The following is a 14353-nucleotide window of genomic DNA, read 5'->3' on the forward strand; positions in this document are numbered from 1 at the left end:
TTTTTTATTATTTTCTTTAATAGTTTACATGACTACAGGTGTGAATACAATTAATTTGCAATCCATATCCATTGGTGCACCATTAAAGGGAATGACGATATTGGAGGGACGGATTTAGGTTATTTCACAACGATTAGAACAAATTGAAAGCGTTCAGTAAGATGTATTGTACATCTTTGCTGAACGCGAGTAAGAAAGATTGATGTGATGCGTTTACGGTTTTTTAGGTAATTGAATGGTGAATTGCGTTCCTTCACCCAACTTACTTTTCACTTCAATATGTCCCCCGTGCGCATTGACGATCATCCGTGTGATAAACAGGCCAAGACCGCTTCCTTGAGTCCCCCGTTTACGTGCGGAATCGACTTTATAAAATCGTTCGAAAAGTTTTTGTAGATGTTGAGGGGCAATTCCAACGCCTGTATCCTCAACCGTTAAAATTTGGTAATCCTTATTTGCAGTCGCTTGGATAGAAATGGTATCTCCAGGTTGCGTATAACGTGATGCATTATCGACAAGATTCGTTAAAACTTGCTCCATTCGATCGAAATCGTAATACCAAGGTGCTGTCATTTCACCATCCATTTGAAAGTCAAGATTTAATTCAAGTTCTTGAGCTTGTAAACGATATTTTGAAGACATTTTTTTGATTAATTCTTGCATCGGTTGAACTTCTTGTGTCACATTAAGGCCTTCTGCATCTATTTTAGCAACATTTAACAGTTCATTCACAAGCCGACTCAAACGTTTTGATTCATCGAGGACAATCGTTAAAAACTCATTGATTTCATCTGGATCAGTCACTACACCATCCACAATGGATTCAGTATACCCTTGTAATAAAGATATCGGTGTACGTAATTCATGTGAGACACTTGCGATAAAATCTTTTTTGACTTGTTCAAGTTCATGCTCATTCGTCATATCACGTACAATGACCACAAGCCCGCCTTGACCATTGGTTTGGATTTTATCAATATGGCTCATAATGATGACATAGAATCGCTGATGCATTTCATATTCTCTGTATTCTGTCTTCTGACTTGAAAATGTGTCTTCTACTTGTCGATCAAAGACTTCTCGTTCAGCAGTGCCCATAGATTCAAGCATGCGCTCAGCTAATGCATTTGAAATAATAATTTCTCGTTTATGGTTAATGCCAAGCACGCCTTCAACCATCGCGTTAATCAGTGTGTCTCTTACGTTTTTTGAAGTGGTGAGTGCATCGATATGCGTTTGGATACTTCTGCTCATTTTATTAAATGTCATCGCCAATTCACCAATTTCATCACGGGTTTGTATTGGAACACGTTTGACATAATTGCCACGAGCAACTTCTTTTGCCTGTGTTTTTAATTGGCGTAAAGGATGGGTAATTCGAGTAGACAAGAAAAAAGCAAATACCGTTGTAACTGCTAAAAATATGACAGCGGTGATTAATATAATAATTGTAATAATATGAGTCGTGTCGTCAATACTTTTTAAATCTTGGTAAATAAAGATGACAGACGCTTGTTGATTCTCCCCTTTAGAAGGATAACCTAACAACATAAAGGTATGTGTTTTCCCTTCGATATCAAATGTCACATGATATAACTCAGGTTTGTTTTCATTAAGTACACGTTCGAAATTTTTCCCTTGGCTAATTTCTTTTAACATTTTTTGTTTGATCGCGTCATTTTGATTCATATTTGCACGATCCGGTAAAATGATTAATCCTTTATTGTCTTCTAATAAAGCTTCACTATGCTCAATTGCAAGTTTGCGATTATCATTTTTTTGTAGAACATGATGGACATTTTTGGCGTTTTTATATAGAGAATTTTCAGTTTCTTGCGTGAAATAATATTGAAAAAACGTAATCAGCGCAGCGCTTAATAAAATTAAAACTGTCGTTACTATTAAAATAATAGTTAACCACAGTTTTACGACAACATTATTAAGTCGTTTCATCAGACTTAATCACTTCAAATTTATAACCTACGCCCCAAACGGTTTGTATCATTTTAGCTGCATCTGCAGAAACTCGATTTAATTTTTCACGCAATCGTTTGACATGTGTGTCCACTGTTCTCAAATCACCATAAAATTCATAGTGCCATACTTCTTTAAGAAGCTGTTCTCTATCGAAAACTTTATTCGGTGTTTTCGCCAAGAAAATCAGTAACTCATATTCTTTAGGTGTTAAATTGACTGGCGTATCGTCCGCTAAAACTTTATGTGCATCGTTGTCAATGACTAAATGTTGGAATTCAATCATATCACGTGCATGAGGCTCATTTTGCTCGGCTCTACTAGATTCTGTACGGCGCAATAACGCTTTTACTCGCAAGACGACTTCACGCGGTGAAAATGGTTTGACGATATAGTCATCAGCTCCAGATTCAAAGCCTTCAACCCGATTGTTTTCTTCACCTTTTGCAGTGAGCATAATGATAGGTGTATCTTTTAATTCACGTAATTTCACTGCAACTTGAAGTCCATCGAGTTCAGGTAACATCAAGTCTAGCAAAACGCATGAATAATCATGCTTTGTTGCCATCTCTAAAGCTTCCCGACCATCACTGGCTTCGTCAATGATATAGCCTTCTCTTTCTAAATATAGCTTTAATAATTTTCTAATACGATGTTCATCATCTACGACTAAGATTTCATTAGTCATCATGACATACCTCCCACACATGGTGACATTACTAACTAAAACATATTATATCATATTGATAACAGGGAATATAATAAAACAATAGCCAGCATGCTGCCCTTTATCATTCATTCCCTACTGTCCATTTTCAGCTAAGTGACGTAATGATTTTACTTCATGAGGGGAAAGCACACGGCCTTCTCCCGCACCTAACCCTTTTAAAGTTAGTGGACCGAATGAGACGCGAGACAATTTTTGTACTTTAAACCCAAAATGTTCAAACATACGACGGATTTGTCTATTTCGGCCTTCTGTAATTGTAATTTCTACCAATGAAGTTGCTTTTTCTTTATTTTGTTTTTTAACTTTCACTTTTGCGGGTTGCGTCATCCCGTCTTCTAATTGAATCCCTTTTTCAAGTTGTTTCACTTGTTCTCTCAAAATGTAGCCTTCAATTTTAGCGACATAGGTTTTAGGTATTTTATAACGGGGGTGCGTCATTAAATTTGTAAAAGCGCCATCATTTGTCAGCAAGAGCAAACCTGATGTGTCATAATCTAAGCGCCCTACTGGATAGATACGTGTATCAAGATCATCAAAATAATCTGTTACGACTTGGCGACCTCGGTCATCGGAAACGCTTGTGATCACCTGTGCGGGTTTATAGAATAAGATATATAATTTATCTTCTTGTTCAAGCGGAATACCTTCAACGCTGACACGATCAGATGGTCGTACTTTTGTACCTAACGCAGTGACCGTTTCTCCGTTGACTTGTACTTTTCCTTCTTGTATTAACTTTTCAGCTTTGCGCCGAGATGTATAACCGCTACTTGCGATACGTTTTTGTAATCTTTCTAGATCTTGACTCATTTATGAATCTCCCTTCTGATTAACCAATTGACTGAAAAACGATTCTATCTCTTCTTCCTCGTCATCCGTCGTTGGCAGTGATGCAAGACTTTCCATCCCAAATACATTTAAAAATAAATCTGTAGTAAATAATTGTTGTCCTCTTGATTCAGGATTCGTTCGTGCTTCGATGAGTCCTTTCGCAATCAATGTTTTAACTGGACCGTCAGATTGAATCCCACGAATGAGTTCGATATCATTTCTTGTCATAGGTTGATTATATGCAATAATGGCGAGAACTTCCATTGCGGCTTGAGACAGTTTAGCAGAAGCTTTATTGACGATGAGTGATTCAATGTAAGGTTCAGCCTCTTTTTGGGTTGTCAGGACATAGGTTTGTCCAAATTTTTGTATCATCAAACCTGGTATTTTAAGTGTATCAATCGCTGTGTTGAGCGTGGTACTGTCAACATTAAGTGTCGACATTAATTGATACTCATCAATCCCGTCCTCTCCTACAGCATATAGCACAGCAGTGAGTGCCTCAGATAGATTAAGCGTCATAGTTAACTCCTTTGATGATTTCAAAATTATGAAAGGCTTGTACTTGTTGCAGTTGTATGATTCCTGTTTTTGACATTTCAAGCAAAGCGAGAAAATGAGTGACAACATGTTCGATTGACTCATTAAATGAAAATAGGTCAAAAAAAGTAAGCTTTGGTACAGATTTTAATTTATCATAAATGTACGTCGTCGACTGTTGAATGGTATACGTTTCCTTACGTATATTGACACTGGTCGGCTTTTTTAATGAAACACGTGTCTTCATTTTCTGATAAGCAACAATCAAATCTGTTAAATCTAACGTTGTATGATCTGGAAGCCGTTCAGATTGTTCATAATGTGAAAAATCTGTCGGCGGTTTTGTAAAATAATGTTCACGTTCCAAGCGTTTCTCTTCAAGCATTTCAGAATACGCTTTAAAATTTTGGTATTCGATGAGTTTTTCGACCAATGCCTCCCGCGGATCTTCCTCATCAATCCACTCAGGTGTTGGTTCAGGTAAGAGCATTTTACTTTTTATCATTAACAACTCAGAGGCCATTAATAAATACTCACTCGCAATATTAATTTCTAACTTTTTCATTGCGTGCACATATTGCATATATTGCTCGGTTAAGGCACGCATAGGAATATCATAAATATCAATTTCAAATTCATTAATAAGATGCAATAATAAGTCGAGTGGACCATTAAAAGCATCTAATTTCACTTCGTACATGGGTGTACCTCATTTCATAACGCGTGTAATGTGCATCATAACAAAAAATATTATAACATGTTTTATGTATAACAATAAATGATTGGAGTGATTCAATAATGGAAGAGGACTTGCTTCACTACTATTACCAATTTCATTATGAACAACATTATTTTCTCTGTCATGATATTTTAGAGGAAGCATGGAAAATGCAGCAATCCTTTTCAAAAGGAGATGCCGTTGTCGGTTTAATTTTACTCGCCACGGGTTGCTATCATTATCGTAGGGGAAATTTTAAAGGTGCACATAAATCATTTAAAAAAGCCTATCAAATCAGTATCAAACACCCTCAGAAGACGTGGGAAATTTTAGGGTTGAACTCTGAGATATATTTCGAGATGCTGCTCCAATTAATACAAGATGCTGGACAGCAAAAGCCGTTTTATCCAGTTTGTTTACCGTTGACCGCAAATATGATGAATACGATTCAACACCATTACCCACATTTTGAAGTGACACAGAACGTTGTACAAACACCATTCATTTTACATCATCATCAACTTCGAGATCGTTCAGAAGTTATTGCTGCACGTATGGCTGCATATGAAAAACGTCGACAATAAGTTATCTATTGAGAATGAAAGCCGGGATTAAGATAGGGCGTATGGTTACATGATATGTTGTTATTCGTCATAACGCATGATACCGTTCGGCTTATAGTACGATGGTACGGGGGAAGCCGGTTTGCTTCACTGCGCGTAGATTTCATTAAAGGTGAAATGGGAGGCGCGTACAATGAGACACTCGCCAGAAGTTCATGGGATCGTTGTGTGTGCCGATGTGCTAACATCTGACGATTTGAAATGTAGAAAGGATGTCAACGTCTCGTTTTCATTGTTCTGTCCTCCGCATGAAAAAACGAATTGTATATTTCAAATGGGCCATTAAAATACTGCTTAATTTAGGCACGAGGATGAAAGTTTTGATAAACTTTGCGTATTTGATTTTTAGTGATATGTGTGTAAAGTTGTGTCGTGGAAATATCAGAATGGCCTAACATTTCTTGCACAGCGCGAAGGTCGGCACCGTTTTCTAGCAAATGGGTCGCAAATGAGTGGCGCAACGTGTGCGGTGTTAACCGTTTTGAGATTCCCGCTTTGAGCCCTGTTTGTTTAATGATTTTCCAAACGCCTTGTCTCGATAAAGGTTTGCCATGCAAGTTTAAAAATAGGACATGGGTGACCGTATGTTTCAGCAGTTGAGGTCTGATATGTTGCATATAATGGGTTAAACAATCAATCACTGTTTCGCCTAACGGAATAATGCGTTCTTTATTACCTTTACCAAAAACTTTTACGAAACCCATCATTAAATTGATGTCTTGAACTTCAATATGAATCAGTTCGGACACACGAATGCCTGTTGCATATAGCAGTTCAAGCATGGTTTTATCACGGTAACCATTGATTCTTCCTTCATCTGGTGTGACGAGTAATTGCTCAACTTCGGCAATGGACAATACATCAGGAAGTTTACGTTCGTATTGCGGTGTTTCAATCAGTACGGTAGGATCATGGGAAGTGTAATTCTCTCTTAGTGCAAATTGGTGAAAACTTCTAATCGTTGAAGTAAAACGTGCAATCGTTTTTGTAGACCGCCCTTCATCATGAAGATGACCAAACCATTCTTGTATCATTTGGCGATGAACAAAATTTAAATTCGTAACCTTATGAAGGGCCAAATATGACAAATAATGATTTAAATCTCGACGATATGCTGCAATCGTATTTTGGGATAAGCCTTTTTCTATTTGAATAAACCGCAAATATTCATCTCGTATTTCTTCCATTTGATGACCTCAATTCTCATCCACAGCTTTCATGAAAATGGATGGTTAGCCTTTTCCCTCTTTTTGACATGTTTCGCAAATACCATGAAATGTTAGTCTGTGGTCTAATATTTTAAAGTTAAATTCGTTTTCGACACGCTCCTCGACTTGAGGAAGCAAATCTTCATCAATTTCATCTACACGACCACACTCCATACATACAAGGTGATGATGGAAATGTTTTGACCCCTCTTTTCTTAAATCGAACCGTGATACGCCGTCGCCAAAACTCACTTTGTCAACAACTTTTAAATCGGCTAATAATTCTAACGTGCGATAAACAGTTGCTAATCCGATTTCTGGTGCTTTTTCTTTCACCTTTAAATACACATCTTCGGCACTAAGATGGTCAGCCTCATTTTCGATTAATACCCGTACGGTTGCTTCACGTTGTGGTGTTAATTTATATGAAGACTGTTGCAACTGTTGCTTCACGCGATTTAGTCTTTCCTCCACGGAAGCCTCACTCCTCTACTGAAAATTATAATTATTACAAATTGATAGGTTTACTTGTTATAAATTACCAGTAATTGAGAAAAAAAGCAACCATTTTTCTCCTATTATTTAGAATGATTATAATGTAATAATAGGTATTGAAAAGCAATGAGGGTCTTTGCGTCTTCAATATGATGCGAACGAATCGCTTTTTCAACCGCTTCAATAGAATAAAATACTTTCTCAACAAATTCATCGTCATCCAATTTTTCTGTCCCTTGTTCTAGCATATCAGTGAAGTAAATGGATATTTTCTCATCTGAAAAGCCAGGCGACCCGTAAACTTCCCCAATTAAAGTGATATTTTTAGCTTTAAAACCGGTTTCTTCCTCCAATTCTCTCATCGCTGCTTCTACCCGATCTTCCCCAGGTTCTAGCTTTCCTGCAGGGATTTCTAATAGGACTTGCTCCATTGCTTTACGGTATTGTTTGACGAGAATCACTTCACGCTGAGGTGTGAGTGCACAAATGGCTACGGCACCGGGGTGTTTCACGACTTCTCGAAATGCAGTGGCGTCATTTGGTAAAGTCACTTTATGTTTTTCAACTTCTATAATCTTCCCTTTGTAAATGCATTCTTTTGACAGTGTTTTTTCTTCAAATTGCATAGTTATGATGCTCCTTTTCAATTCGTCATTTGGTTTGCTATGATAAATATATATATATGAATTCTATCGAAAGGAGTTTCATCATGCAAAAAAATGTATTAAAAAGTGGGATAGCAATATCTGAACTCGGATTAGGTTGTATGAGCTTAGGAACGAATGAGACACAAGCCATGCATATCATTGATGCCGCTATCGAAGAAGGAATCACCTACTTTGATACCGCTGATATTTATGATAAAGGTATCAACGAAACACTTGTGGGCCGTGCTCTAAAAAAATATCAAAATAGAGGGGATATTGTCGTCGGAACTAAAGTTGGGAATCATTTAAAAGAGAATGGTGAAACATTTTGGGATCCTTCTAAACGTTACATTAAAGAAAATGTAAAAAATTCTTTGCGACGTTTAGGGATAGAGACACTGGATTTATATATGTTACACGGTGGAACAATCCATGATCCACTGGATGAGACGATTAGTGCTTTTGATGAACTAAAACAAGAAGGTGTGATTCGTGCGTATGGCCTCTCTTCTATTCGCCCTAACGTCATTCGTTACTATTTGCAACATAGTCAAATCGAAACGTTAATGTCGCAATTTAATTTGATTGACAATCGTCCATTGCCATTATTAGATGAAGTTCAACAATGCGGTGTGAAGTTACTTGCACGAGGTCCAGTGTTTAAAGGATTATTAACCCCAAACGCTGATCGTGTATTAGCACAAAAATTTCAAAACGGGGTGTTTGATTATAGCTATGATGCACTTTCAGCTACAGTCACTACATTAAAAGAAATGAATGAAGCATTAACCCCTCTTGCAATGCAGTATTTAAAATCTTTTGATGTTCTCGGATCGATCATTGTTGGCGCAAGTTCGGTTGAACAAGTTCGACAAAACGCACAATCATATCGAGCAGAGGTGCCAACGCACCGATTAGATCAAGCGAAGCGAAGTGTGAAAGCATTACAATATGAAGCGCATTGGGAGATGTAATTATTCTTTTCTACGTTTACCTAAGAAAAATTGACGTCCGTATTTCTCCAGTAAACGTGGTGCCAGTTGATATAGTTTTAAAAGTAGGTGCATGACTTTGGGGACATTCAATTCTGATTTACGCTGTTGTATCGCTTGTAAGATTTGGCCAGCTAATTGATCTGTATCAAGCATGATGTGACGCATTTTTTGAGCATATTGACCTGAAGGATCCGCTTTTTCGTGAAAAGGCGTGCGGATAGGTCCGACATTGACACTTAACACATGCCAATGGGGTTGTTCGATCCGCAATGCATTCAACATATGGTTTAACGCGGCTTTACTTCCGCCATAATGTGCAGCATAGGGTTGTGTAGCAAATGCAGCTTGACTACTAATACCAACAATGGATGGATTTTTAACCAAATAAGGGGCGCATTGATTGAGTAACAGTGAGAAATGGATCATATTGACTTGATACGTTTGTAAAATTTCGTGTGGTTCGTGTGCGAGTATACTTTTAAAGTAACCTAAACCAGCACAATGAATCATCCCATCGAATCGTGTCTCCGAATTGAAATATTGCGTAAGGTTAAGGACGTCATGCATATTTGTTAAGTCGCATTCGATGATTTGAAGGTCTTGGTTTGGAAATAATGCTCGCGCTTTGTTTACATCACGGACAATCAGTGTAATAGTATAATGCGCGTTCAATAAAGATTGAGCAATTGCAAAGCCCAATCCACTTGTTGCACCAGTGAGTAAAAAATGGCCTTGTTTCATTTTTTTAGTCCCCCATTTAAATTCAAAATCAATGTTAACATCTTATATGTTACTATAAATTAAGAAAATACTTTTAGGAAGTGATGACTGATATGAAGCTTGTATTTTATGGTTCTGGGAATATGGCGCATGCAATTTTTACAGGTATTGTCAATGCGCAAATTGTACCTGCCGAAAACATTTATTTAACGAATCGTTCAAACGAAGAGATGTTAAAGTCGTATGCAGAATCTTTAGGGGTACGTTACAGCTATGATGACGCTTCATTATTAAAAGATGCGGATTATGTGTTCTTAGGTTCGAAACCTCATGATTTTAATCAATTAGCTGAAAGAATAAAAAATCACATTCAACCGAACAATAAATTTATTTCGATTATGGCGGGCCTCCCTATCTCATATATTGAAGAAAAAATTAATACGACTCAACCTATTGCGCGCATTATGCCGAATACGAATGCGCATGTCGGTCATTCTGTCACAGGTGTGAGCTTTTCACCTCATTTTGAGGCGCAATCAAAAGATGAAATTTTAGAAATTATCAATGCATTTGGTACGGCTATTGAAGTTGAAGAAGCGCATTTACATCAAGTCACTGCAATTACAGGAAGCGGTCCAGCTTTTTTGTATCACGTTTTTGAAAAATATGTTCATGCAGGCACACAGCTCGGTTTAGAAAAATCGCAAGTTGAAGAATCGATTAAAGCGTTAATCATCGGAACAAGTAAAATGATTGAGCGGTCGGACTTAAGTATGGAGCAATTAAGGAAAAATATTACATCTAAAGGTGGCACTACTCAAGCAGGACTTAACGCATTGTCGCAGTATGATATTGAAGGGATTTTTGCAGATTGTCTCACTGCGGCTGTCAATAGAAGTATTGAATTAGCGAATCAAGAAGACCCCTCATCATAAATGATCAAACTTATTTTGTGAAAATAAAAGAAGTCACGCCGTTAAATATGATGTAAAACGGTGTCACTTCTTTTGTTTTTATATGCTTTGTTGCCTCAATTTGGTCCTTCACTTTGACATCTACTATGAATAATAGAGAATTAAAATTGATAACAATCGTAATCTTCTACAAACTGGAATGATAATGTGGATTTGGCTTTAATTTCAGATTCAATTCGCGCGACATCTTCTCTAGTATATCGATTGCTGATATGGGTTAACAATGCATGCTTCACCTTTGCTTCTTCCACCAAAGTCAGCACATCGTCAATATGACTATGATGATAACTATTTGCTAATGTTTTATCACCGTCAATATAGGTAGATTCATGTACGAGGACATCGGCATGATTGGCTAATGCTAGTGCTTGTTGACTCGGTTTGGTATCGCCAAAAATTGTAATCACCTGCCCTTTCTTCTCTGGACCTTTAAACAGATGGGCATCGTAAATTTGACCATTAAATTCGAATGTATCTTGTACTTTGACTTGTTGATACAATGGTCCCGGTGGCATGCCAATCGCTTGAAGTTTCGCGACATCGAGCGTCCCTGGCGTATGTGGGGCTTGTATACGATAGCCAAAGCAAGGGATCCCATGATTAAGTGGGCGTGCCATGACTTCGAAATGATTCAAAACCAAATCGAGTTGCTGGTCGATTTCTATTATATGTATCGGATAATTCAAATGTGCGTATGTTAATGCAAGGTTTTGATCAATAAACGCTTTTATTCCTTTAGGTCCGACAACGGTCAGTGGTTTCGACTCACCACCTTGAAAAGAACGACTTGTCAACACACCGGGCAAACCAAAGACATGATCGCCATGCATATGTGTTATGAAAATGTGACTTACACGGCCAAGTTTAATTGAGTGGTGTAAAATGCGATGTTGCGTTGCTTCTCCGACATCAAACAACCATACGTCAGTAGAATACGGTTCAAGTTTTAATGCGATGGATTGCGTATGGCGCTCCTTTGTAGGTAATCCGGCGCTTGTACCAAAAAATGTAATTTCCATACATCGTTCCTCCTTTAGCGCTATATTAACATAAAAGAACTTTGAAGCGCTAAATTTTTAAGTTTAAGGCAGAATATATGACCAAATGTGGGATATGATTTATAATAAACACATAAAAAAACTGTGAATTAACAATAAGAATTGAGGTTTTGAATCTTGAATAAGACAAACAATCATGTCCCAGCACTTATTACAATATTCGGTGCAACCGGCGATTTAAGTCACCGCAAATTATTTCCATCACTTTTTCACTTATATCAACAAGATAATTTAGATGAAAGAGTTGCGATTATTGGTATCGGAAGACGTGAATTAACAAACGATGATTTTAGAGCGCAAGTTAAATCTTCTATTCAGGCCCACGTACAAGATACAAAACATTTGGATAAATTTATGCAGCATATTTTCTATCAACCTCATGATGTCAGTGATGAGGCCAGCTACGAAAAATTATTAGAATTGAGTCAGTCACTCGATCGTGAATTTTCGTTGGAAGGCAACCGAGTGTTTTATTTAGCGATGGCGCCTCGATTTTTTGGTGTCGTTACAGATTATTTAAAGTCTTCAGGTTTAACGGATACAGAGGGTTTCAAACGTTTGGTCATTGAAAAACCTTTTGGCAGTGACTTGAAATCGGCCGAAGAATTAAATGAACAAATTCGAGGCTCTTTTAAAGAGGAAGAGATTTTTCGGATTGATCATTACTTAGGTAAAGACATGGTACAAAATATTGAAGTGTTACGTTTTAGTAATGCGATGTTTGAACCGCTTTGGAATAATAAATATATTTCCAACATTCAAGTGACCTCATCAGAAATATTAGGTGTAGAAGATCGTGGTGGCTATTACGAAACGAGCGGTGCATTGAAAGATATGGTGCAAAATCACATGTTACAAATGGTCGCACTGTTAGCCATGGAACCACCAATCAGTTTGAATAGTGACGATATTCGTGCTGAGAAAGTCAAAGTACTAAAGTCATTGCATGTTTTACAACCGGAAGAAGTGAGAAATCAATTTGTTCGAGGACAATATGATCAAGGGTTTATCAATGGGAAAGAAGTGAGCGCTTATCGTGATGAAGATAAGGTTGCATCTGACTCAAAAACACCTACATTTGTATCAGGAAAAGTTGAAATCAACAACTTTAGATGGGCAGGCGTTCCATTTTATATTCGTACAGGTAAAAGAATGAAACGAAAATCCATTCAAGTTGTCGTTGAATTTAAAGAAGTCGCGATGAACTTGTATTACCAAAAAGATAAGCATTTAGATTCAAACTTATTAGTTATTAATATTCAACCCAATGAAGGTGTATCGATACATCTGAATGGAAAAAAATATGTCCAAGGCATTGAAACGGAACCTGTCCAATTGTCTTATGCGATGAGTGCACAAGATAAAATGAACACGGTAGATGCTTACGAAAACTTATTATATGACGTATTAAAAGGTGACGCCACAAACTTTACGCATTGGGAAGAATTAAAATCAACTTGGAAGTTTGTTGATTCCATTCAAGAAGCATGGGATCATTTTGAACCAGAATTTCCAAACTATGATTCAGGTACAAATGGTCCATTAGAAAGTGATTTACTTTTAAGTCGTGATGGCTTTAAATGGTGGAATGATATTCAATAAATCAAATGTGAGTCATCGTCGTTCAATCAATCGCTAAGTGATACATATTTTAGTGTCGCTTAGCTGTTTTTTGTTATATAATCAATAATTAGATATATGATCAACGGAACAGATTTACGATTATAGGGAGTGAAAATTTTGGACGTCATCAAACATTTACAACGCGCAATGGTTTATATTGAAGATCATCTTTTAGAACCGTTTGATTTACAAACGTTAAGCGAGTACGTTGAAATTTCTCCTTATCATTTAGAACAATCTTTTACGATGATCATTGGACAAACGCCACAGGAATATTGTAGAGCGAGACGATTAACGCTTGCTGCAAAAGATTTGATACATGGTGCGAATCGGTTGATTGATCTCGCCAAACGGTATCAATATTCAGACACGAATGCATTTGCGCATGATTTTAGTGATTATCACGGGGTCTCCCCTTTACAAGCTAAATTAAAAAAAGAGCAACTCAAAATGCAGGAACGACTTTATTTGAAGTTATCTACGACCGCACAAAAGCCCTATCCTTATCGATTAGAGGAACTCGGTGATTTTTCACTGGTTGGTTGCTCACGTTTTATTCCATCAGCTGAATTAGAAAATCATTTTATTATTCCGGATTTTCTTGAAGATTTGAAAGTCGATGGGACTTTAAAGGATATGATACGATATAACGATCGTGCACCCCATGAGTTGTTTGTGATTAGTTGCCCACTTGATGAGGGTCTAGAGATTTTTGTTGGGGTTCCGAGTGAACGTTTTCCAGGTCATTTAGAAGATCGTTATTTAGCGCATCGTCAATACGCTTTATTTAATCTTCAAGGTGAAATTGATTTTGTGACAAGTGAAGCATGGCATTATATTGAGACTTCTCTACAGTTGTTACTCCCTTTTGAACGTGATGCACTTTACATAGAAATTTACCCATTAGACATTTCTTTTGAAGATGCATTTACAAAAGTGCAATTATGTATTCCTGTAAATATTGATGAAAATTAACTGTTGGTTACGTGTGATGGATGCCCTATTTTGTTTGTATCATTAAAAATAGGGATTTGATTGTAACCAAACATAAAACCAGCGAAGGTGTTGTTAAGACGTCTTCGCTGGTTTTTTAGGTGCGCTAGATGAGGCGTTACCTCTTCCTTACTATTGTGTAATACGATTAAACCACCGAGGACGGAATTGGATGCTCGGTGGTATGAGAGAACGAATAACCAATAAATGGCGATGCTTCAACT

General features: G+C 37.3%; 15 protein-coding genes. 5 read left to right on the forward strand and 10 right to left on the reverse strand.

The window, feature by feature from the left end:
- Positions 1-213 precede the first annotated feature (213 nt).
- The 5 genes from B5P37_RS11500 to B5P37_RS11520 form a co-directional block, all read right to left on the reverse strand.
- Positions 214-1953, reverse strand: a complete 1740-nt coding sequence (locus B5P37_RS11500; protein ID WP_085238341.1) for an ATP-binding protein — start codon at positions 1951-1953, stop codon at positions 214-216.
- Positions 1940-2662: a response regulator gene (locus B5P37_RS11505; RefSeq protein ID WP_085238478.1), complete on the reverse strand. Its 723-nt coding sequence runs from the start codon at positions 2660-2662 to the stop codon at positions 1940-1942. The genes B5P37_RS11500 and B5P37_RS11505 overlap by 14 nt, the downstream gene beginning before the upstream one ends.
- Before the next feature lie 114 nt (positions 2663-2776).
- Positions 2777-3514, reverse strand: a complete 738-nt coding sequence (locus tag B5P37_RS11510) for a pseudouridine synthase (protein ID WP_085238342.1) — start codon at positions 3512-3514, stop codon at positions 2777-2779.
- A complete protein-coding gene (gene scpB / locus B5P37_RS11515) occupies positions 3515-4057 on the reverse strand; it encodes an SMC-Scp complex subunit ScpB (protein WP_085238343.1) in 543 nt (180 codons plus the stop codon). It lies immediately after the preceding gene.
- Positions 4047-4775 carry a segregation and condensation protein A gene (locus tag B5P37_RS11520; protein ID WP_085238344.1) on the reverse strand — a complete coding sequence of 243 codons (729 nt, stop codon included), beginning with the start codon at positions 4773-4775 and terminating at the stop codon, positions 4047-4049. The genes scpB and B5P37_RS11520 overlap by 11 nt, the downstream gene beginning before the upstream one ends.
- Before the next feature lie 98 nt (positions 4776-4873).
- Here B5P37_RS11520 and B5P37_RS11525 point away from each other — a divergent pair, with 98 nt between their 5' ends.
- The gene (locus B5P37_RS11525; RefSeq protein WP_169710818.1) at positions 4874-5377 is read left to right on the forward strand and encodes a DUF309 domain-containing protein; all 504 of its coding nucleotides are present in this window, start codon (positions 4874-4876) and stop codon (positions 5375-5377) included.
- 338 nt (positions 5378-5715) lie between these two features.
- Here B5P37_RS11525 and xerD read toward each other — a convergent pair whose 3' ends face one another.
- From xerD to B5P37_RS11540, 3 genes are all read right to left on the reverse strand, one after another.
- A complete protein-coding gene (gene xerD, locus B5P37_RS11530) occupies positions 5716-6603 on the reverse strand; it encodes a site-specific tyrosine recombinase XerD (protein WP_085238346.1) in 888 nt (295 codons plus the stop codon).
- A gap of 45 nt (positions 6604-6648) precedes the next feature.
- Complete coding sequence (gene fur / locus B5P37_RS11535; protein WP_085238347.1) at positions 6649-7098, reverse strand: ferric iron uptake transcriptional regulator; 450 nt, start codon at positions 7096-7098, stop codon at positions 6649-6651.
- 104 nt (positions 7099-7202) lie between these two features.
- Positions 7203-7745 (reverse strand): NUDIX hydrolase, encoded by a 543-nt coding sequence (locus tag B5P37_RS11540; RefSeq protein WP_085238348.1) that lies wholly within the window; start codon positions 7743-7745, stop codon positions 7203-7205.
- A gap of 83 nt (positions 7746-7828) precedes the next feature.
- On the opposite strand from B5P37_RS11540, the gene B5P37_RS11545 reads away from it, so the two are divergent.
- Entirely contained in the window at positions 7829-8740 is a 912-nt protein-coding gene (locus tag B5P37_RS11545) for an aldo/keto reductase (protein ID WP_085238349.1), read from the forward strand.
- Here B5P37_RS11545 and B5P37_RS11550 read toward each other — a convergent pair whose 3' ends face one another.
- Positions 8741-9502 carry an SDR family NAD(P)-dependent oxidoreductase gene (locus B5P37_RS11550; RefSeq protein WP_085238350.1) on the reverse strand — a complete coding sequence of 254 codons (762 nt, stop codon included), beginning with the start codon at positions 9500-9502 and terminating at the stop codon, positions 8741-8743. It abuts the gene before it with no gap.
- Between the two features lie 92 nt (positions 9503-9594).
- On the opposite strand from B5P37_RS11550, the gene proC reads away from it, so the two are divergent.
- Positions 9595-10416: a pyrroline-5-carboxylate reductase gene (proC, locus tag B5P37_RS11555; protein WP_085238351.1), complete on the forward strand. Its 822-nt coding sequence runs from the start codon at positions 9595-9597 to the stop codon at positions 10414-10416.
- Between the two features lie 140 nt (positions 10417-10556).
- Here proC and rnz read toward each other — a convergent pair whose 3' ends face one another.
- A complete protein-coding gene (gene rnz / locus B5P37_RS11560; protein WP_085238352.1) occupies positions 10557-11474 on the reverse strand; it encodes a ribonuclease Z in 918 nt (305 codons plus the stop codon).
- Positions 11475-11630: 156 nt separating this feature from the next.
- On the opposite strand from rnz, the gene zwf reads away from it, so the two are divergent.
- Both zwf and B5P37_RS11570 read left to right on the forward strand, forming a co-directional pair.
- The gene (gene zwf, locus B5P37_RS11565; protein ID WP_085238353.1) at positions 11631-13115 is read left to right on the forward strand and encodes a glucose-6-phosphate dehydrogenase; all 1485 of its coding nucleotides are present in this window, start codon (positions 11631-11633) and stop codon (positions 13113-13115) included.
- Between the two features lie 138 nt (positions 13116-13253).
- Positions 13254-14111, forward strand: coding sequence for a helix-turn-helix domain-containing protein (locus B5P37_RS11570; protein WP_085238354.1), 858 nt, complete (start codon positions 13254-13256; stop codon positions 14109-14111).
- The last annotated feature ends 242 nt before the right edge of the window (positions 14112-14353 follow it).

The sequence above is a fragment of the Staphylococcus lutrae genome, assembly GCF_002101335.1.
GTDB classification, from domain to species: Bacteria; Bacillota; Bacilli; order Staphylococcales; family Staphylococcaceae; genus Staphylococcus; species Staphylococcus lutrae.